Origin of the sequence: Marinobacter sp. LQ44 (assembly GCF_001447155.2) — a bacterium.
GTDB lineage: Bacteria > Pseudomonadota > Gammaproteobacteria > Pseudomonadales > Oleiphilaceae > Marinobacter.
Genome location: NZ_CP014754.1, coordinates 2,577,210 through 2,597,894 on the forward strand (window position 1 = coordinate 2,577,210; position 20,685 = coordinate 2,597,894).

Below are 20,685 nucleotides of genomic sequence, written 5' to 3' on the forward strand. Positions count from 1 at the left end.
AAGCAAGGAATGACAGGGATGTCTGAGAACAACTCGAACCAGGTTGCCGGAAGCTGTGGTCCCGCCTGTGAGGGCGAATTACTCTTTGTCGAGGTAATGGGAAGGGATCACCCGAAAGGGCATGCCTTCCGGATCTTTGATGAGCAAAATGTCGAACGGCAAGAAAAACTGGAAAGCCGGGTGGCTGTGGAGGATCTTGGCGATTCGCTTCTTCATATCTGGCCGTGGCAAGGGGAACCGAACCGTAGCCTATGGCTGGAGATTGCTGCAGATGAGGGTGATCCGATTCATGTACCGTTTCTTAAAAGTGCAACTGCTGTGCAACGTGAATCGGAGCGCCAGCATCATGTGATACTTCCCATCATTCCGACCACGCTGATCTCGGGTGTAACCCTGAAAGGTAACAACCCCGCCCACCGCGTAGTGTCGCGTCCCGGTTTTATCTATCTATTCCACGAGGGGAAACTTTGGCGTGAACTTGAAGTACGAATGAACGAGCAAGGGGTTACGAGTTACCACGATGTGGCGCTTGAGAACTATAGGCAGACCGGTGGTGAGTTTGAGCCTGGCTATCGAGCTGTGACAGGTGCCGCCCTTAGTGAAATCTGGGTGCCGGCACGAATTGATGGCAACTGGATCAGTATCGACGCAGCGTACAGTGAGTCTCAGTGGCCAGGGGCCCGAGTTAACTATTTACAGGGTAAGCCTCTGGTCAGAGTGGATCGCTGCAGCACCATTAAAATGGAGCTTGCGGATCCGAAGCATCAAGACGGCGAGACCTACACAATCAACCCAGGCCTTACCAATGCGTTCCTGGCTAGCCATCTCGCACCCCAAAGGAGCCGAAACCCTTTAATCGAGTGGCATTTTGATCGCCCGGAGAACTACCTCTTTGATCTCAAAGGTAGCTATGCTGCGTCGGCAGCGGAAGCGGCAGTCGGAATCCACCAACGTCAGGAGGATCCAGACCCCGAGGACGTGATTCATGAGGATGAGCGTCCGGAGATGTCGGTGCTAGCCAAATGTCTTTATCGGACATTGAAAGAAGTGGAAGTGGCTGATGAGCCAACGAGTGATGAAGAAGGGCTCGGGATACTGGATTGGCCTGAAAATATACAAACTGTCGGAGATTGTATTAAGGACGCACGCGATCGGCTGATTGGGGCTATCCAGCTGGATGACCCGGTTGGAAAGCTACGTTATCTGCAGCAGCGTCGTCAGGTAGCGGCCTGGTTCTCCAATGCTGCAGTGAGACGGGCAAAGGCCCGGCCTTATTTTGAGTCCGCCCTGTTAATGAATGCCGCAGTTGTACCCAGCAATATTGGTGGGAGATTAAACCCACTGCACAAGTACATGTCTGAACTAAATGATGAGGGGCGGAAGGAGCTTGAACGTTCCATCGCCGTGTCTGAGAGAAGGCTTGCAGTGGAGTATGGGGCTAACCTGCAAACTGATCTTCTGGATCTGTTGCAGCGTAGCTGGGTCCAACATAGTTTGGTGGATCTGTTTACGCATGATGGTTACGACTATGCGGGTGCTTTTCATTTTCTGGTGTCATTAATCCAAGAAGTGATCAAGGAGTCTGCCGAATGTGACGTTTTGGCGGCTAGAACAGACGGCCCGATGACCGGTAAAGGAAAAGAGTGGCTTCTGGACATCTGTCGCGCAGGGCGCGGCCAATTACTTTACACACTGCTGTTTCCCAGCGTTACTATCGAGGACCTGAAGCAGCCCTATGTTACTCCGGCCGAACCGGACGAAAACACAGGCGACGGTCAGTTCCGGGCCAGCGAGTTGGCATCGCTGGAGGATGAAGATCTCCCAGAAATAGATCTTGTCAAGACGCGGGATGGCCTGGAATTGGCCGCCGCGGCCGAGACAGGGATTTTCTCAACGGTCTTTGCTTCAAGCATGCGGATAGGCACCCAGACACTGTTGAGCATCCATGGCAATCTTTGGTCGGCAATTCAAAGTGCCAGTCAGCCCTTGATCAGCAATAACCAGAAACTTAAAGATCTTGACGCCCAACTCAAGGCAATCGAAACGGAAATGGATCGGTTGCGGCAGGAAAGGGCAGACGCCGAGAGAGCGAGTACGGAGGCAAGGGATAACGCGGTTGATGAGCGGAATGAAGGTCACCGACAGGCCGAACAGGCCAGGCAGAAAGCGCGGGCAAACCTTGCGCGTATAGCTGCACAGGAGTCTGAAATTGATCTACGCTCAAAGAATCTGGCAGGACAAAGACAACTGTTATACGCAGGCTTGATCCAAGCGCGAATGAAGCTGTATTCAGGGTCAATTGAGCAACTCAGGGCATCCCTGCCTTCCCTCATGGGCAGCATCCGGCTGGAGCGCTTTTCAAAGGCGAAGCAAAAACGCTTCCTCGTGCTCGGGATCACTGGCTTGGAGGAGCTTCCCGAAGGAATGAGGGCCATTCAGATGTTTGGTGATATTACCGAACTGACCGAGGGAAAGGTTCACCATAGAGCCTCCACGAACAAGTCTCGTGCCCGTGCACAAGGGTTGCCTTCCGGTAAAGCGAGCGAAGTCTTGTTGCTGGTTGTGCCGGAGAACGAGCGAATGGCGAAAATTCTGAAACACCTAGATGCGGCACAAAGACAATACTCCGGGGCGTTGAAGGAGCTGGGCATATGGGAGCGCTATGCGGCCCAATCCTCCAACTTGTCGGCGGCAGCGACTGCTGTGGTGGCCCGGCGGGTGGCAGAGGCAGAGCTCAAACTAGACAAGGCATTGAGCCAGTTCGAGAAGGTCGATGGTAACCTGCGAGCGGCCAACGATGCTGTTGGCGATCTGGAAGCCAACAGAAATACCCTTGGGGCCAAAGTCCGCGAGCTCGAAGAAACGGTGACTAAGACGGAGAAAAGGCGTCTTTACCGGGTGCTCAATTCTCCACTTTTGCCTGCTTCAATCATGCTTATGGAGTTGCATAATGTGTCAGGCGTGGTGGCTGCTTACGAGAGAAATTTCAGAACTAAGGGGGAGTGGAATGCAATTTCGGGGGCTGGAAGTGCATACTACGACATAGGTTATGCCTCCGTTATGCTAACAGAGCGATTTCTGCAGAATGTGGCGATTGTTGAACGGGTATCGAAGCAGTTCCTGTCTCGTGAATGGAATGGTCGTTTTGCTACAAAGCTAGCTGGATATCTTGGTGGTCCCCTAACGTGGGGCAGGGCCTTGGGCGGAGTGGGCGGCGTCCTGATGAGCCTCGTCTATGCCCTTGACGCGAATTATTTTTTTCGTATGGGTAATACTGGCGCGTCGGTTGGTGCGGGAATAGTCGCTGCTGGGGGGGTGGCATTGACATTTGCCAGCGTGGCCGGGTCTGCAGGGTTGTTGTTTCTGGGGCCGGCTGGGTGGCTTGCTTTGGGTGTGGCGCTGGCAATTTCGGGTACGGCAGTGATGGCCTGGTTCAACGAGAAGCCCATTGAGATCTGGATGCGCCATGGTCCCTTCGGGTCGATGGCCGAGAAACCCTTTCTGAAAGAACCTCAGGAAGCTTATTACCGCCTGGCAAGTCTATTAATGGGTGTGAGTGTCGTGATCGAACCCAACCCTCTGCGTGGGCGGGCGCTCCGGCGGGAGTTGGCTGAGGAGGACGAGGATCGCCTGGCGGTACTCCGAGAGGCAAATACCCGTTTACGGATCGAAAGCGCTTTCCCTGGTTTATTCAAAGGAGCTGAGATGGTGGCTGTGAAGCCACACCTTCAATTGGTTGAGACAAAGTCCGAGCGGGGGTATTTGCTGGGCGTGAGTGACATGTCCAGAACGATGGTTAGGCCATTCGCAAAAACTGAGTTGAAGGAACATGTACTTCTGGAGGAGGAGTTCGATGGTGGGACTTATGTGTATCTGAAAACGCCTCTTACCCGCAGCAAGGGATCGGAGCGCTGGTTCGGAGCGGTGGATCTGAAAGAAACCTGGACCTATCACTGGGATGTCCGCATTCAGGTGCAAATTCACGCTGAAGAAGGCAAGGCTCCCATGGTTTTCCCCGCGCCAGATCCGGAGGACCCATTGACTTACAACAAAGATGATCCTAAACATGCTCAACCGGACTTCAGTAAGAAGGGTCGCCCATTCTGGTATGAGGAACAGGTCCGTTACTATGGTTGACCCAACAAACACAGGGACTGATTTCGGTGGCTACTATGGCACCGACGCATATTGTCCCGAATCAGTACCGGAGCAACCCGTTCAAAGTCAGGATTTCAATCATTCTAAATTAGGGCGATCAGCGGGCTTTCGGCTGCCTTGGGGGAGAGCGCAGGATGTCATGCCATCCAACTTATTTGCTCGCTGGCCACCAAAAGCCTTGCGAGAGATAGAACTAATTGGGAATCTTTTGGAGGAAGCAGGGCACCAAGGCCAGCAAGATCATCAAAGTATTCGGTATGCGCCGCTCGCTTTCCGGTCTAAGTTGATCAATGCGCTTGAGGTATTCGGAAAAGCTCTCTTCTGGGTCAGTTTACCTCTTGGGGTTGTTATATATGTGATGCATGCCTATCTTACAGACTCCAAGTTGTTAATTGCACTGCAAGATGTCTACTCATTTATTCTGATGATAACAGGCATACCCGCCCTCATGTGGCTGTCCTCAACACTCGTTTTCACCCTATTTCCCCGATGGAGCGTAAAAGCCGGACGCGGTCCTGAATGGGAACTCGACCGTCGCAACGGGATGGTTCGGGTGTGGAGTTACCGCCGTGCCGTGCCTTTTATTGGGCCACGCAAAGTCACGGTTTTCGAGGCGCCTTTCTATGAGTTCGACGGCTTTGTGGCCGGTGGGGCAACCCGGTATGGGCCAAGGTTCGATTTCATCCTGTGCCACCGCTATAGCAAGCTGACGGTGCATATCGGCGATATTCTTTTGGGCTGGCACCATAACCCCCGGCCTTGTTACGCGCTCTGGGATTTCCTCCAGAACTACATGGATGTGAGCCGCCCACTGCCCGAGTTTCCGGTGCTGGAGCCCCATCGACACAAAGACCCTGTAACCGCCGAACACGACAGGAAATCAGGGCGCCCGGAACGTTACTGGCGGGATATGGACGATAAAACCTTCAAGCAAAAAGAGGATGAGATGCTTAGCCGGGTCCTGAGCATTGACACCGAGCAACGCCCGAACCTGATGGCAAAGAAGGTTCGCTATGCGCACATGACCCCAGAGGACATGCTCGCCTATGGGCGTGGTTCCCGTCGGGGTCGTAATGGGGCTCGTGCACCCAGGCCGTCAGTTGGATATGTGCAAAGGGATTGGAAATAATCCAGTATCGGCTTGCCGTACCTACACTTATCAATTCTAAAAGCATCGGTTAATGGACTAACTCCGATGGATTCAACGTATTCAAAAATATCAACCGTCAAGCATCAGGTGTACCTGAAGAACAGGGCATTGATGTATACAACCGGCATTCTATTGTTCGGGACGGTCCTGGGTTTCGGATATTTGTTCTATTTGGAAGCAACTGCCGCGTTTGCACTTGGCTTCATATTGTTTTTGAGTGTTGCCGTGCTGGGCCTATTGCGTATCGATTTCGGCAAGATCAATCACATGATCGAGATTACCCCTCAATTCCTGAGAGTGGATGACTGTATCTTGAAAGAGATTGCCTGGCAGGATATCGCTCACCTCAAGCTGGAAAGCCATTTCAGCAAGGGAATCAAGCGGTCTGCGCTTCTGATCGTTTACCTGAAGAACAATCACACGTACGACCTGCCAGAACCTGGGCGAATTCTATCCCGTCATCGATCGGACGGAGGGATTGTTGCTACGAATCTGTACAACTATGCCGGCGATTATAAGGACATCTTCAATAGTCTCTGTGAGGCGCGAGAAAGCGGTCAGTTTGTTTTGTGGAATCGCTCTCAACATTGAGTATGTAATTTGCGCATTTCATGCCAGGGTCAAGTTGCCCGAACGCTTGGTCGGGTAAACTGCCAGGGTTGATGCATTAATCATTAGAACCATCAATAACGTGTCACCACAAGGAGAACACTATGTCAGGAAGTCGCGATCATCTCGAAATGTCATTCATGTCCATCCAGTGCTTTGCCGATGACGGCAAGTTGGATGCCGAGGAACTAGGATCAATCGTTCGTATTGCCGAGCGCGATGGTGTGATTGATGAGAACGAAATCCGGGTACTTCGGAACATCATTTCCAGAATCAAACCGGAAGAGGTGGATGACGCCATGCGCCGCCGCTTGCAGGAAATTGAGCGCAAGATTTCGGCAGCATGATTACATGAAGAAACTGGGGCTAACCCGGATTTCTCATGAGAAGGTAGCATAAGGAAGGAAGAAGCGGCTGAAAGTGTTATGATTTCAAGCTCCTACACAAAAAACCAACACTAACCGCCGCTATCCAAAATGGTACCCGAAAAGCTGACCTTCTCGCCACTCGTTCGCCGTAAAATTGAAGCCGATTTCTCCGGTGGTCATATCACCTCCGATGCCGGGTTGCTCCTGCTTCGGGAAATCGACAAGCAACACCGTCTGACTCAGCGCCTGGCCTCGGTGCTTAACGATTCACGGAATCCGGTCTTGGTTCGTCACAAGCTGGAAACCATGACTCGACAACGGGTCTTCGGCGTAGCCGCCGGATATGAAGACCTGAACGATCACGAGGCACTGCGTTTTGACCAAGCTCTGCAAACCGCTGTTGGCCGAGAGAGCGATTTAGCCGGCAAGTCCACGCTGTGCCGAATGGAGCAGCAGGTGGACAGGCAATCGGTCGTTAAAGCCCACGAACTACTTTGGCATCACTTTATCGAACAGCATGAGACACCGCCGAAGGAAATCGTGCTGGATTTTGATGGCACTGATATCCCGGTTCATGGCGACCAGCCCGGCAAGTTCTTCAACGCCTATTACGACCACCACTGTTACTTTCCGCTGTACGTGTTCTGTGGTCGCCACCTGCTGGTGAGCTACCTGCGCACCAGTAACCGCAGTGACAGCCGCCACAGCTGGGCCATTCTGGCCCTGCTGGTGAAGTTCATTCGGCAGTACTGGCCTGATACCCGCATCATGTTCCGGGGTGACAGCGGCTTCTACCGTCCCCGATTGCTGAGCTGGTGCGACCGGAATAACGTGGATTACCTGGTCGGCATCAGCAAAAACAGCCGGTTGCTCAAGGACGTGGAAGCGCCGTCACAACTGGTCCGGGACACGCACCAGAAAGTCGGTGAAAAAGTCTCCGCCACTTATCGGTTCCGGTATCAGGCGCATTCCTGGAAGTTCCCTCGCTGGGTGGTGGCTCGCCTGGAAGAAGGCGAGCTGGGTTCCAACCCTCGCTTCGTGATCAGCTCCCGCTATGACGACGGTTTTAAGCTCTATTACGAACAGTACTGCGCCCGAGGCGACATGGAAAACCGGATCAAGGATCAGCAGCTGTATCTGTTCGCGGATCGAACGTCGAGCGTTCAGTGGTGGACCAATCAATGGCGGCTGATCTTATCCGGCTTCGCTTACACCTTGTTCGAGCGATTACGAGCGCACCTGAAGAAGACACCCTTCGAACGGATGAGCGCCAGCAATCTGCGGCTGAAGCTGATCAAGGTTGGCGCGGTCATCATCCGCAATACCCGCCGAATCCGGGTGCTGATGAGCGACAGCTATCCCTATAAAGATGAACTCACAGATCTGGTACGCCGCCTGGTTCCGGGGTAGATGCCCGGGCTCCCCCGGCCCGACGCAATGGGGGAAAGGGGGAAGTGTGTCCAGGCAACAGAAAATGATCACAAATTGGCCAATAATGGCCGCGCCTGAGCTGTCATGGCGGTAAACCGCCCAACCTGCAAGGCTGGCTGGGTAGCTATGAGAAATCCGGGCTAACCATAGTTGCGCTCGCTCGGTGCATCGCAGCGGTTGAATCCTGAAGTGGAGCTGCTGACCATACGCCGCTCAAATGGACACGAATACAAGGAATGTCAGGAATGGAATCTTTCTCAAAGCGCCGGCTTACCGCCGACGAATTACCTCACCGTATTGAAAATTTCCCGCTTGCTCAGAATTGGGAAATGATTCTTCTGAATCCCGGGCCCATTTTTTCCATTGGCGTCATGCTCCTGGTAGCCGGTTCTCAGATCACACCTTCCGTGATTCAGGAAGTTCAAACATACGTCTACGAGCAGCAAAGCTGAGCAAGGCTCGTTTCAAGAAAATCAGTTCCAACAGGGATCGTAGCTATGGGCGCAGTTGTAGAATCGTCACCGTCTGCTTCGCTGAAGAAAGCGTTGGACCAGAACAATAGCAAGGAATTGCTGACTCGCTGGGCAGAGCAATCCTTTTTTACACTTTTTGCGACGGACCCTTCGGGTATCGAGCGTGTGGCCTTTGTCCAGTATGGGCCGGATCAGGCTGCTATCGTTGCATTGGACCAGCAGGAGGCTGAGGATCTGGTCTCGGCGCTTACTGAGCATAACCCATCAGTCAAACCCTTCGTCAAAACCTTGCCCCTTTGGGAAATTGCTCGTTTGGCCCATTCCGATGGGGGCATCGTGACGTGGCACCAACAAGGCACCGTGCTTGAGGGGCGTCCTTTGGCGGCGCTTGGGTATATGGCGCTGGTCACAAGCGAAGAGGGCGGCGATCGTTATTACAAGATAACAACTTTGCCCCTTGAGGGTGAGGGCGCTGAGGACCTGGCTCCGGGCTGCCTGCAGCACTGGAACGACGAAGGTGAAGACGCCGACACCGGTAATCTGCGACTGATTTACGATGACACCGTTGATTGGCAGGGTAATCCCATGCTGCCGGATTTGCCGGAGTCAGCAGTGCCACGCTCAGCTCTTTCAGACGGTGAGCGCCGGATATTTGATCGTTGGGCAACGCCGGTGCTTGGCCGGCACGTGCCGTTGACGCGGGATCAGAACGCCAGTCATCAGCCCCGGTTATCCGCCGTTGAGACAATGCCTCCGGCACTCCTGGCCACGGCACAGCAGTTCTACGAGTTGCTGGAGGAGCGGTTGTTCAACCAGAGTTCGGGCCTGAAACTCGAAGTGGCACCCACGACGATTACTCCAATCGCCGTTGACGATGATGGTAACGAATATGAGGGAGAACCTGTCGGAGCCATTCGATTTGCGGTTCAATACATGCAGCAAAGCCGCTTTGGTGCCGGTATAACGTCGCTCAAACTGTATGAAGAAACACTGAGGGTTGAAGAGGTTGAACGAATGCCGTATCGGCTGCCGCAGGCGCCGGGGCTTCATCCACTTCCAGACGCCCTGCGTGGACTGCTTCTGCGGCACATTAGCTGGAGGCTGTGCGTGCTTTCTCGCAGGTTGGAAGACGGTTTGTTTTTCTTGGGTGGGCATTTACGGGACCTGCTTTCAGCTCAGCCAGAAAACTCGGATTCACGCTTTTTCAGTGATCCCGATGACGAACGGTTTCCCTTTCTGGCCGGTTTCCGGTGTGGTGAGAATCTGGTGCCGGTGTTGGTTCTCGGGATGCAGGATGGCAACTATGTCTGTAGTCCTCAGCAAGACGTTGAGTTGGATGAAGAGCAGGTCGCCACGGAGCTGCCGCAACGGGAATTTGTCGTTGTCGATGGTGTTATGACCCTTTGGGACGCGCTGGGCTCTATTGTTGTGCCGCCGGCGCTGATTGAATATCCGGAACCCTGGTATAACGGTGTTCGGGTGTCGCTGGACCAAACCGTGTCACAAACCATCAGGAGTCTTGCGCTTCTGAGTTTTGCCTCTCAGGACGATGACACCTCAGGGCCAGCTGTTTCCGAAAATCGTGACAACGCTTCCGAAGGCAAATTGCTCCTGAAGTGGATGGGAGCAGCCGCCATTGTCTTTGTTTTCGTCATGATTCTGGTTGGCTACTGAGTCTGCGTTGGCTTGGGCGATTGTGTGTAACCCGTCAGCCGGTGAACGCCTACCTACCGGCTGATGGCTGCCTCTGGCTGGTTCAGCATGGCGATCAGCGGATTCTTTGCAAGAACATAGTCTCGCATCAGGTATCCGATCAATAGACCAAATACGAACCCGCCAAGATGAGCAGCCCAGGCCACGCCGCCCTGGGCGGTAAACATCCCGAACAGATTGATCAGGCTCCAGATCAGGAAATACCAGTGGGGGGCCAGTTTCTTCTGGTAGATAACGATCATGAATGTCAGGCTGGCATGGCGGAACCACATGAGATAGAGGCCGAACAGGGCCGCGATGGAGCCGCTGGCGCCTACCAGTAGCAACGGCCCTTGAGAGGCATCAAACAGCATAAGTTCTGCCAATGCGGCGACCACCCCAGACAGCAGATACAGGCCTAGAAAAGTCCAGTGGCCCAATGCGTCTTCCAGGTTGTCGCCGATAATCCACAGAAAATACATGTTACCGACAAGGTGCATCAGCCCGCCGTGAACAAATTGGTAGGTAAACAGTTGCATGGCCACATGGGCTGCACTCGGGGAATCTGAGTTAAGGCCAAGGTTCAGAAAGATCCATTCGTTGGAGCCGGCATCATAGACGCCACTGAAAAAGACAAGAGAGCATAGTGCGATCAGCAGCCATGTCACCCAGGGTGTGCGATGGGGCTGAATGTTGTATTCAACCGGCATGGCCGTGAAGAACTGGAACACCCAGGATTTCCAAGTGACCTTTTTGTTCAGTTCCGCCAAGGCATCCTTAAGCAACGGGGAGTGAATGACTTGATCCACTTCATGCTGGTCAAGCCAGACACCGTCGCAGGTCGGGCAGCAGTCGATCTCTACGCTGTAATCGGCCAGTAACTGGTAGTGCGTCATGGGAACCCTGCATCTGGTGCACTGGCGATTGCTTTCGCCCAGTTTCGGCCCCAGGTGCTGTTCATGATCGTAGCGCTCAATATGATCGTGGTGGCCGGTTATGGCACAGTTCAGGCTGCCATCTTCAAACCACACCCCATGGCAATGCCTGCATTCAGCAATTCGTTGGTCGCCTCCCTGGAGTGGCCTCAGGGTGCGGGTGTCGCAGGCAGGACAGTAGGATTTCACAGTTGCTCCATAACTTGCTGATCACGCTTTTCCAGGAACCAGTCAAGAGTTTGGGTGAGGGTCCAGGCCGCAAGCATGTAAATCTGGCACATGATCAGAAAGCCGAAGGTTCCGGAAACAAGATGTATAACGACTAGCGGGATATTCGCGACGACAAACAGGGTTGTAAGCGAGCCATCTTTGACCTTTTTTCGGATGTGGTCCTTGAGTTTAGCCGGTTGCCACCGCCGGATCGACGGCACTTCCGCCGGGGTTAATTCCGCCACAATCCGGGAATCCACGCCCAGATGCCAGCCACTATCCAGGGGGGTCTTCAGGTCAAGGTAGCTGCCTTCTGATCCTTGGCGAAGCTCGAGTGCTAGGGACGTGCTTTGCTCTGAGTTCAGATGACTGATGGTGTGATTGGCCAGGTCAACAGAATACACGTGCCGTCCGGTGCCGAAGGTAACGCTTGCTGCCGTAAGAGCCAGCCAGAGGCCCGTCCAGCAATACAGAATCAATAACAGGTTGTTCTCGCCCCATGCTGTGTAGGTAAACGGCACCACAAAGCCGTAAGTCAGCACTGCGATTACCGGGAACCAAACCACGAGCAAACTGGTCAAGGCCGACCGGTTGCCGGCAAGCAGAAGTTGCCCTGCATAACGGTTGTGGTTTCGGATTTGTTTCAGGCTATCTAGCGGGTTAGTAACCGCCTGAGACGGTTCCATGCTGGCGGTCGTCATGACTTACAGATTCCTTTCTATTGGAAGAAATACCAATTCATAGGGCAAACCGGCACTGAGCCGTTGCATGTTCTGGGAGGCGGCACCGGCAGTCACATCGGAAAGTGCTAAAGCGTAATCTGTGCCGTTCGCTCGCAGGCTGTGCAGAAGAAACATCGGCTCACCCGGAGGCGTGGTGCCGCGCCAGACTTTTTTCACCGGGCGGATCAAGCCTCTGGCGAAAGGTGGTAGCGCGTCCTTTGAGGACAATTCTTCCAGCAGGTCGCTGGTGCCTGCCAGCGTTCCATGTTGAAGCAGAAGTTGGCCATTGCGACGGAGCCCGACCACCGCATCGGGCCATGTCAGTTGGCGCCATTGTTCCAGGGATTCCAGTACCGGCAGTTCCCCGGTGTCAAAGCTATTCCAGAACTTGGCCAACTTGCGGAGATCGGTCTCTGACAAGACGGTAAGGCTACGTTCGTATGGTCCTGCCGGCTCACCTTTATGCCACACGGTTTTGTACTCCACTTGCCTTGAGCTGTACCGGCTTGTAGGAGAATTGTCGATACCGCGAATGGCGATGATTTGCCCTGTGCTCCAATCGCCGTCGGAGTAGGCCCAGGACGTCAGTGTTTGAATGTCCGTAACACGAAAATTGACCAAGGCGCGGTTGACGCAGCGGACCAGAAAGCGGGGATGAGTTCCTGCCCGGGCGAGCACCGGGGCTTCGCAGGTTTCCGGGTCAATGCCCAGGTCTGTGTGCGCTAGCGGTTCGTCTTTGTTGGGCTTCAGCCAGCGCAGGGTCTCCGGTGATTGCGTTAGCCGCTGCTGAAGGTCTTCGGCGAGTGCCGATATTGTCGTTTCTGCTTGCGTTGTTACGGTGGTGAACAGGCAGGCTACCAGTGTCAAGGCGCTGAAAGTGCGTTTAACCATTTTTTGATCAGCTCCTTGCCGCCTGCATGGTTTGCCTGGCAGTGGAGCCAAAGCCGCCACGCTGGCTGGTGCCGGTGAAGGTTCTGCTGGTGTTGGCTGCCAGTTGGCTTTTGGTGCGTGTTACGGGATCACGAAGATTCTGGTTGCCAAGGTACTGACCGTTGGCCATAACATAATGCCAGAGGAAGGGCGTGTGGCTGCGATAAGTCGAGCCCTGGCCTCCATCACCACTGCTGCTCAGAGTCTCGTCGGAAATGCTGTACACCGGCTGCAATTGCCTGTCATCCAGAGATTCGGGCGCGGGCTTGGTTCCCTCATAGGTGCCATCAAGGATGGCTTGATCGACCAGAAAGCCCGAAAAGGGGGGACGATAGTAGCCATCTGCTGTGCGCTCGCAGACGGAGAGATCGTCAATACCGCACCAGCCATTTTCACACGAACTGTTGACGGTTACGTGAGCAAAGTCCGACTCACATTGGTGGCGAGAAGTGTACTTTGGGGCGATTGACGGATGCCGCTCTGCTGCCTCTGCGTTCAGTGTCTCGCAATAGTCCTGTGCGCCTGGCAAGGCGGTCTGGCATGCCTGCAGGTCCCGAAAAACCCGGACCTCAGAATGCAGAGGGTCCAGGCCAAGCACAGCGAAGGGCGTAGCACCCATTAGCACCAGCGTCGCGGTCTGGGAGCGTTTCTGACGACGGGTACGGGTTGGCAGTATGGCGTTTGCCTCGTCCTGAGTGGCCATGGAGTATCCTTCTCCTGTATGCAGTTTGGGCGGGAATTTATAGCAAGCGAAAGGAAAGGTCAATCCGGTTGGACTTGGCGACTTTCCCGGGTGTGGAAATGCCGGTAGACTCTCGCGCTTCAGGAAAGTATTAGACTGGCCCGCCTCAGGAGAAGGACACTCCATGGAACGCATACAAATGGCTCCCCGCCCGGATTGGTGCTCTCAGGCGGAATCCTATGGATTCCATTTTCATACCCTGGAGGGCGAACCCTATTGGGATGAAACCGCCTGTTATCGGTTTACGCTTGCCGAGATTGAAGACGGTATTGAGGCACCCACCGAGCAACTTCACGCAATGTGCCTCGATCTGGTGGGTGAGGTGGTCTCAAGCGAGCGCTTGATGGATCAATTGGCGATACCCGGGAAGGCCTGGGATCTGATCGCCGAAAGCTGGAAGTTTTCTGAGCCGTCACTTTATGGGCGAATGGACTTCTCGTTCGATGGTGTCGGGCCTGCGAAGTTCTACGAATACAACGCGGACACCCCTACCTCTCTCTATGAAACGGGTTTCTTCCAATGGTTGTGGCTTGAACAACAGATTGAGCGAGGGCAGCTGCCGGCAGGCGCCGATCAGTTCAATCGATTGCAGGAGGCTCTGATCGAGCGGTTGGCAATGATTGGTCGTGCAGGGCAGTCGTTTCACCTGGCCTGCTGCCGGGACCATCCCGAAGATGCCGGTACCATTGAGTATCTCGCCGACTGCGCGGATCAGGCCGGGCTTAATCCCAAGACCTTATTTATTGATGAGATTGGCCTTGGAGAGCGTCAGCGATTTTTTGGCCTTGATGATGAGCCTGTTGATCAATTGTTCAAGCTATACCCTTGGGAATGGATGTGGCAGGAATCTTTTTCCGATTATGTGGGTGCCAGTGGCACCCAGTTTGTCGAACCGCCATGGAAGCTGATCCTGTCGAACAAAGGTATCCTGCCTTTGTTGTGGGAGCGCCATGAGGGCCATCCAAATCTTTTGCCAGCCTGGTTTGAAAGCGATAAGCGACGTGATCCGAACCTCGAACGCTGGGTTCGCAAGCCGTTGTTCTCCAGAGAAGGTGCAAACATTGCGATTGAAACCGGCGCCGGAGTGGAGGCTCAGGTTGAGGGGCCATATGGCGATGGGCCAACCATCATTCAGGGTTGGTGTCCGCCTCCCCGTTTCTCCGGGCACTATTGCCTAATCGGGAGCTGGATTGTGGGTAACGAGGCTGTCGGGATGGGTATCCGTGAAGACAATACGGCGATCACGCGCGACACGTCGCGGTTCGTCCCGCATTTCATAGACGGCTGACGAGCGCCGCTATCCCGCCAGGTAGTTGCTCGCAAACGCCTGCAACTCCCCCGCCACCCGCTGCCGAATCGCGGCGCGGTCGTTGGGATCAAGCCCGTACTTCTTTGCCAGTACCTCAAAATCCTCATCCCGCAGGGTGATGGTCAGCCGGGGCCTGGTGCGATTCTTACGGTAGGGCAGTTGCAGGACTTTGCGGACCATATCAGCGGTAGTCATGTCCTGCAGGGCCGCAGACACCCGGAAGGCGCGCTGGATGTCGTTGGAGAGATCAAAGGCCAGTTGCACCGCCTGAACCGCTTGTTCTTCTTTTGACCAGTCCGGTTTCTTTGCCATTGGCTTAGCCTGGATAGGCGCCCCCGTGTTGGGGGCGCAAAGTGTTACTGAGCCTGGTTGCCTTTCAGGCGGGCAAGGACATCGTTTACCGCGTCTTGCTCGCTGTCAATGCCGGCGGCTTTGAGCTTCTCATCGAGGTCTGCCCCGGTGAGCTCCTTCTCAAGCGTAGCGCTGGCGGTTTGCCGGTCTTCTTCCCGGGCCTGGCGGTCGCGGATGCGCTCCAATGTTTCCTTGGCGGTGCTCAGGGAAGACTGGTTGCTGTTGATATTGGTATCGATCTGGGCGGTGGTGCGCAGCACCCGCTCGTTGGTTTTCACCACCTGCAGTTCCCGGCGGTAGTCGGCCAGCTGCTTTTCTGCCCGTTGTACGCGCTCTTTCAGGCCGCTGATGCGCTGTTGCAGCAATTCGCGGGTCTGGGTCAGTTCCCCGGCGCGGCGTTCGTGGCCCACGATCCGTTCTGCCACTTCCCGGGCCAGCTCTTCCTGGCCGGCGGCCAGGGCTTTGCTGGCGTCCTGTTCGCGTTTGCTGGCGCTGTCCTGCTCAACGCGGATCTGCCGGGCCAGCGATGCGGATTCGGCCATCAGGGCAGCCAGTTCCTGCTTGGCCTGTTTCAGTTCCTGTTCGGCGTCTCGCAGTTCCTGTTCCAGAATGCGGTTGCCCTGGCCATCCACAACGGCTTCACCCAGTTCGTTAACGCCACCGCGCATGGCGGTCAGGATTTTCTTCAGTACGGTTCTCATGGTTCAGCCCTCACTCAAGCCAGGTAGTCTTCAAAAGTCTGTAACAGGTCGATGGCATTCTCGGCGAGCGTGACCAGTTCCTGCATGATTTCGGTCGTACCGGAGGTGGGGCTCAAGGCGCCATATACCACGTAATGATCGCCGGTTCTTCCCAGTGCGCTGAGGGGCATGGGTACGCTTAGGCGGAGCATGTTTTCATGCAGCTCGTTCAGGCGTTCCGGGTTAAGCTCCTGTTCGTCAAAAAGGTACGCAAGGCACAGAATCTGGGTGTCGGTTACGGTAACGTACACCGGCGTTTCTTCAGCGCCGGAAACGACCACTTGCAATACCGGCTCGTCACCGGCTACGGGCATCACATCAAAGGTACGGCCTGCATGGGTAGCATCACCCAAGGCCAGGGTGAGGGATTGAGTGTCCACGAATAGCTCCTTCCTGTGGCATTGAATCGGTTCGGCCGATCCGGACGAACCTTGTCCTGTCGCTTGACATTTTATGTCAATAAGCCGAGTCTATACTCCGCAATTAAATATTTGCAAGAAATAGTTTATTTGCGTTATAAAAGCGCCTAATTGCTGACATGAACTGTCAGCGCATGGATTTACCGGAACGGATGTCTGGTCGCGTATGGAAACATTCTTCGCAGTTGCGTTCTCCTTCCCGACGGTGGTTTTCTCCGTACTGCTTTGCGTGGCCATTATTTACTGGCTGATTTCCCTTTCCGGTATGGGCGATGTAGATGCCGAGGGTGATCTTGATGTGGCCGGTGATTTCAGTGGCCTGATGGTGACTCTCGGCTTGCAAGGCGTGCCCCTGCCGCTGGTGCTCACCCTGTTGTTCCTGGCTGGCTGGTTGACCAGTTATTTCATTGATCTTGCCTTGGGCGCCCTGGTGCCGTCGGGCATTCTGCACTGGTTGTACGCGCTGGCGGTGCTGTTCACAGCCCTGGTTGCCGGCCTGTTGGTCACGTCCATTGTCGTTCGTCCCCTTCGGCCCCTGTTTCGCCGTGCCTATCTGCCGCCTCTGCAAAAACGCATTATAGGAACACCCTGCGTGGTGATTTCCTCCTCGGTTTCTGAAACATCCGGGCGGGCAGAAGCCCATCTGGACGGTGCCCACCTGGTGTTGCAGGTGCGCAGCCATTCCCCGTTGTCCCATCGGGAGCGGGCCATCCTCATTGAACATATTCCGGATGCCAACGCCTGGTGGGTGGTGCCCGAATCTGAATTTCTGTCCGGCGGCTCCGCCGGTTAACCCTGCACAAGCGTCCTTCCAATCAGCTCAGGAGAAAGCGTAAATGGACTTATCTTGGATCATCCCGGTCTTTATGACTGTCGGCGTTCTGGTCTTGTTGATACTGGGCATTCTGGCCCTGTTCAAGGCTTTCTATCGCAAGGTCGATCAGGGCCAGGCCCTGATCGTGAACGATCTGTCGCCCACCCCGAAGGTGTACTTCACCGGCGCCATGGTGCTGCCGGTTATTCACCGTTCCGAGACCATGAAAATCTCGGTCATTACCCTTGAGCTGAACCGAACCGGCAAGGAAGGGTTGATCTGTAAGGACAACCTGCGGGCGGATATCACCGTAGCTTTCTACCTGCGGGTCAACGAAACCGCAGAAGATGTCTTGCGGGTTGCCAAATCGGTTGGGGTTGGCCGTGCCTCTGACCGCGATGCGGTCAACGAACTGTTCAATGCCAAGTTCAGTGAAGCGCTGAAAACCGTTGGTAAGAAGCTGGAGTTCATGCAGCTGTTCGAAGAGCGGCAGCGGTTCCGGGATTCCATTGTTGAGACCATCGGCGAAGATCTGAATGGCTACATCCTCGAAGACGTGGCCATCGATTACCTGGAGCAAACACCGAAAACCTCTCTGGATCCAAACAACATTCTGGATTCCGAAGGCATCAAGCGCATCACCGAAATCACTGCGCTGCACAACGTAGAAACCAACCGCCTGGAACGTGATCAGGAGCTGGAAATCCAGCGCAAGAACGTCTCCGCCCGCGAAGCATCGTTGGAATTGGAGCGTAGTCAGGCCGACGCAGAAGCCCGTCAGCGCCGTGAAATTGAAACCCTGCAGGCCCGCGAAACCTCGGAAACCGAGCAGGTACGTGAGCAAGAGCGTGCCCGCGCTGAAGCTGCCCGCATCAAGACCGATGAAGAGCTGGCGATTGCCGAAGAGAACAAGCAGCGTCAGATCGAGATGGCCATGAAGGCCCGTGAGCGTGCGGTGCAGATTGAGGAAGTGCGCATTCGCCAGGCCCGTGAGCTGGAAGATGTAAACCGTGAGCGCGCCGTAGAGATCGAGCGCATCGGCATGGAGAAGGCGCTGGAAGGCGAGCGTAAGGAAATTGCCGACATCACCAGTCAGCGTATTGCGGTTGAGCGCAACGTGGCGGAAGAAGAAGAGAACATCAAGGATGTGCGGAACCGTTCTGAAGCCGAGCGTTTGAAGGTGAAGAAAGTGGTTGCGGCCGAAGCCGATGCCGAAGAGCTGAAGCTGATGGATGTGAAAGCCGCTGAAGCCGCGTTCGAACGCTCCAAGCTGGAAGCGGAACAGGTGCGCGTGAAAGCCCAGGCAGACCTGGATGCGGCCGAGAAGAAGTCGGTGGCTGATGAGAAGCTGGCTCGTGGTCGTCAGGCCATGGCAGCGGCCGATGGCCTGGCCGATGCCCAGGTCAAGGAAGCTCAGGCAACTGCGATCCGTGCGGATGGTCTGGCCCGTGCCGAAGTTAAATCGGCCACGGCGAAGGCTGACGAAGAAGCTGGCCTGGCCGAAGTACGTGTGCTGGAGCAACGCCTTGAAACCGAAGCCATGGGCGAAGAGAAGCTGGGTCTGGCCAAAGCGGATGCCCGCAAAGCCATGGTGCTGGCGGATGCCGAAGGCGAGCAGCGTATGGGGCTGGCCAAGGCCGATGCCCGCGAAGCCATGGCCAAGGCCGAAGCGTCTGGCCTGGTCGAGAAGCTGAAGGCCTACGATGGTATGTCTGAAGAAGCCCGCCACTTCGAAGAATTCCGCATGAACCTGGAAGTTCATGAGAAGGAAGTGATGGCGCAGATCGAAGCCCAGAAGACCGGCCTGTTGGAAAATGGTCGCGTGATGGCGGCGGCCCTGAAAGACGCCAAGTTTGAAATGATTGGCGGCGACGGCGGCATCTTCGAGAAGTTTGCCCAAGGGCTGGGTTACGGCAAGAGTGTGCAGGGCGTTCTGGACAAGTCGCCCTCGCTGCAGGCAGCCCTGGCCGGCATCGCCGGACGGGTTTCCGGTGAGAAGTCCAGCCGGACTTCGGAAACCGCCTGAAGCCCCAGCGACCGCCGGTCCAAACACCGGCGGTCGCTGTTCCCATTCCGATTTCCCTTCAGTTCAGGATGATTTGGTATGTCGACGGATCGCACCGGCCTTGAAAGCATTGTTCAGGAAGGCTCTGCCTTCGAAACCATCCAGCGGCGGCTGAAAGAGCAGGGCGGGCAGCTCCGGGAGCAGGTGTCCGGGTTGAATCAGGCCCGGGAAGAGGTTTTCGGCAGTGCCGGCATGAACGTACTTGGCCGGGCCCGGGTCAGAACCGAAAACAATGCCATTGCACGGGATGTGGTTCGTCTTGGGGACAAACTGCTGTTCGGCTTCAATCTCCAGCTTGGCTTGCGCAAGTCCCTGGCGGTTGAGGATGTGTTCCGGCTGTACCACCTGAATGACGGCGACAGCGGTTTCGAAATGACCGAAGCCGCCATCGAAGGCTCCTTCCTGACCGATGCCCGCTTCGCCACAGACTTCCGGGAACTGCAGCAGTACTACAACACCGCCACCCTGTCTCAGCTGGTCATCCTCAAGGGCATGTTGCTGATGGCGTTCCGTATTGGTGACAAGCTGGACGACCTGAGGGTGTTCCGCTGGGAACTGAAGCCGGATGGCAACGTAAACCGATACGTGGACAACCGGGGCGAGCGCGACCTGACCTTCCCGGACCGTTTCAGCTTCCCCTGGAAAACCGTTGGCCGTGACAGCCAGGTACAGGGCCGTTCGCCGCATCTGAACATTGCCGACACCCTGTTTGTCGACAACCTGCGGGGCAACATCACCTTCAAGGTGGAGAACAACACCGCCACCGGCGAGGGCATCTATCAGGACGCCGTGGAGTCTGACTCCCAGTCCCTGGACGACGCCAGCTTCGACTACGCCGACCTTGGCGAGATTCTGCTGGTGCGGATTCTGCCGTTCAATGAAAAGCACTGGCGCTACTACCTGTTCAATCGCACCCAGCGCAAGGTTGAACGGGTGGATGCCATGGCCGGTTCGGTGGCGTCGTTGCCGGACAATCACGGCCTCATTTTCCCCTCCGGCTATTACCTCACCACCGGTGAACTGAAAACCTTCCAGATTCCGGATGGCGATTTCCGGCTCAAGCGCACGCTGCGCTCACCGAACGGTGAGGACATGTTGTATGTGTTCTACGAGCAACTGACCGGGCAGGTGATACTGTTCCGCTACAACCTGATTCGGAAACAGGCGGATGTGCCCCTGATTGGCCATGGCTTCGCACTGTTCGAAAACGGCCATCTGGTGGTCCTCAATGCCGATAACGAACCGACCCTGGTGCACCCGCTGCAGGTATGGGAAACCCCGTTTACCTCCGAGAGCTTCCATGCCCAGGCCAGCGTGGCAAACGATTCGGAACTGGCTCGGATTGGCAATCCGGAACTGGTCCGCGGCATTGCCGAATTGAACACGGTGGTAACGCTGGTGGATTCCTCCAGTGCCAGTGAACGCCACTTCACCAGCCTGATTCGCACCGTTGACCGTGTGCTCGACCAGTTCTTCTGGCTGTCTGGCAGGCAGGAAGAGGCTCTGTTCGCCGGCCTTCATCAGCATCTGAGCACCATCCGCGGCACTGGTACTGGATGAGTATGAG

The 20,685-nt window shown here is 55.4% G+C and carries 18 protein-coding genes; 11 read left to right on the forward strand and 7 right to left on the reverse strand.

Features of this window, described 5'->3' with window-relative positions:
- Positions 1-18: 18 nt before the first annotated feature.
- The 7 genes from ASQ50_RS11895 (at position 19) to ASQ50_RS11925 (ending at position 9,863) form a co-directional block, all read left to right on the forward strand.
- Positions 19-4,137, forward strand: a complete 4,119-nt coding sequence (locus ASQ50_RS11895) for a hypothetical protein (RefSeq protein WP_058090732.1) — start codon at positions 19-21, stop codon at positions 4,135-4,137.
- Positions 4,130-5,287: a hypothetical protein gene (locus ASQ50_RS11900; RefSeq protein ID WP_156510005.1), complete on the forward strand. Its 1,158-nt coding sequence runs from the start codon at positions 4,130-4,132 to the stop codon at positions 5,285-5,287. Before ASQ50_RS11895 ends, ASQ50_RS11900 begins: the two co-directional genes overlap by 8 nt.
- 66 nt (positions 5,288-5,353) lie before the next feature.
- Complete coding sequence (locus ASQ50_RS11905; protein ID WP_058090730.1) at positions 5,354-5,899, forward strand: hypothetical protein; 546 nt, start codon at positions 5,354-5,356, stop codon at positions 5,897-5,899.
- Between the two features lie 122 nt (positions 5,900-6,021).
- A complete protein-coding gene (locus tag ASQ50_RS11910; RefSeq protein WP_058090729.1) occupies positions 6,022-6,264 on the forward strand; it encodes a hypothetical protein in 243 nt (80 codons plus the stop codon).
- A gap of 129 nt (positions 6,265-6,393) precedes the next feature.
- Positions 6,394-7,695 (forward strand): IS1380 family transposase, encoded by a 1,302-nt coding sequence (locus ASQ50_RS11915; protein WP_058092932.1) that lies wholly within the window; start codon positions 6,394-6,396, stop codon positions 7,693-7,695.
- 266 nt (positions 7,696-7,961) lie between these two features.
- Complete coding sequence (locus ASQ50_RS11920) at positions 7,962-8,168, forward strand: hypothetical protein (protein ID WP_058091636.1); 207 nt, start codon at positions 7,962-7,964, stop codon at positions 8,166-8,168.
- 45 nt (positions 8,169-8,213) lie between these two features.
- Positions 8,214-9,863 carry a hypothetical protein gene (locus ASQ50_RS11925; RefSeq protein WP_058091635.1) on the forward strand — a complete coding sequence of 550 codons (1,650 nt, stop codon included), beginning with the start codon at positions 8,214-8,216 and terminating at the stop codon, positions 9,861-9,863.
- Between the two features lie 53 nt (positions 9,864-9,916).
- Here ASQ50_RS11925 and ASQ50_RS11930 read toward each other — a convergent pair whose 3' ends face one another.
- The 4 genes from ASQ50_RS11930 to ASQ50_RS11945 are packed head-to-tail and all read right to left on the reverse strand — an operon-like array spanning position 9,917 to position 13,381.
- Positions 9,917-11,005, reverse strand: coding sequence for a rhomboid family intramembrane serine protease (locus ASQ50_RS11930; RefSeq protein ID WP_058091634.1), 1,089 nt, complete (start codon positions 11,003-11,005; stop codon positions 9,917-9,919).
- Positions 11,002-11,727 (reverse strand): hypothetical protein, encoded by a 726-nt coding sequence (locus ASQ50_RS11935; RefSeq protein ID WP_058091633.1) that lies wholly within the window; start codon positions 11,725-11,727, stop codon positions 11,002-11,004. The genes ASQ50_RS11930 and ASQ50_RS11935 overlap by 4 nt, the downstream gene beginning before the upstream one ends.
- Before the next feature lie 3 nt (positions 11,728-11,730).
- Positions 11,731-12,639, reverse strand: a complete 909-nt coding sequence (locus ASQ50_RS11940) for a hypothetical protein (protein ID WP_058091632.1) — start codon at positions 12,637-12,639, stop codon at positions 11,731-11,733.
- 7 nt (positions 12,640-12,646) lie between these two features.
- Positions 12,647-13,381: a DUF1190 domain-containing protein gene (locus tag ASQ50_RS11945; RefSeq protein ID WP_058091631.1), complete on the reverse strand. Its 735-nt coding sequence runs from the start codon at positions 13,379-13,381 to the stop codon at positions 12,647-12,649.
- 163 nt (positions 13,382-13,544) lie between these two features.
- On the opposite strand from ASQ50_RS11945, the gene ASQ50_RS11950 reads away from it, so the two are divergent.
- Positions 13,545-14,708 carry a glutathionylspermidine synthase family protein gene (locus ASQ50_RS11950; RefSeq protein WP_058091630.1) on the forward strand — a complete coding sequence of 388 codons (1,164 nt, stop codon included), beginning with the start codon at positions 13,545-13,547 and terminating at the stop codon, positions 14,706-14,708.
- A gap of 9 nt (positions 14,709-14,717) precedes the next feature.
- Here ASQ50_RS11950 and ASQ50_RS11955 read toward each other — a convergent pair whose 3' ends face one another.
- Genes ASQ50_RS11955 through ASQ50_RS11965 form a run of 3 tightly spaced genes read right to left on the reverse strand, consistent with a single transcriptional unit; the run spans position 14,718 to position 16,200 of the window.
- Complete coding sequence (locus ASQ50_RS11955) at positions 14,718-15,041, reverse strand: hypothetical protein (protein ID WP_058091629.1); 324 nt, start codon at positions 15,039-15,041, stop codon at positions 14,718-14,720.
- A gap of 44 nt (positions 15,042-15,085) precedes the next feature.
- A complete protein-coding gene (locus tag ASQ50_RS11960) occupies positions 15,086-15,781 on the reverse strand; it encodes a PspA/IM30 family protein (protein WP_058091628.1) in 696 nt (231 codons plus the stop codon).
- A 14-nt stretch (positions 15,782-15,795) separates the two neighbouring features.
- Positions 15,796-16,200, reverse strand: a complete 405-nt coding sequence (locus ASQ50_RS11965) for a YjfI family protein (RefSeq protein ID WP_058091627.1) — start codon at positions 16,198-16,200, stop codon at positions 15,796-15,798.
- A gap of 205 nt (positions 16,201-16,405) precedes the next feature.
- Here ASQ50_RS11965 and ASQ50_RS11970 point away from each other — a divergent pair, with 205 nt between their 5' ends.
- From ASQ50_RS11970 to ASQ50_RS21440, 3 genes are all read left to right on the forward strand, one after another.
- Positions 16,406-17,032, forward strand: a complete 627-nt coding sequence (locus ASQ50_RS11970; RefSeq protein WP_058091626.1) for a hypothetical protein — start codon at positions 16,406-16,408, stop codon at positions 17,030-17,032.
- Between the two features lie 43 nt (positions 17,033-17,075).
- Entirely contained in the window at positions 17,076-19,079 is a 2,004-nt protein-coding gene (locus tag ASQ50_RS11975; RefSeq protein ID WP_058091625.1) for a hypothetical protein, read from the forward strand.
- Between the two features lie 78 nt (positions 19,080-19,157).
- Positions 19,158-20,678: a DNA repair ATPase gene (locus ASQ50_RS21440; protein WP_227513151.1), complete on the forward strand. Its 1,521-nt coding sequence runs from the start codon at positions 19,158-19,160 to the stop codon at positions 20,676-20,678.
- The last annotated feature ends 7 nt before the right edge of the window (positions 20,679-20,685 follow it).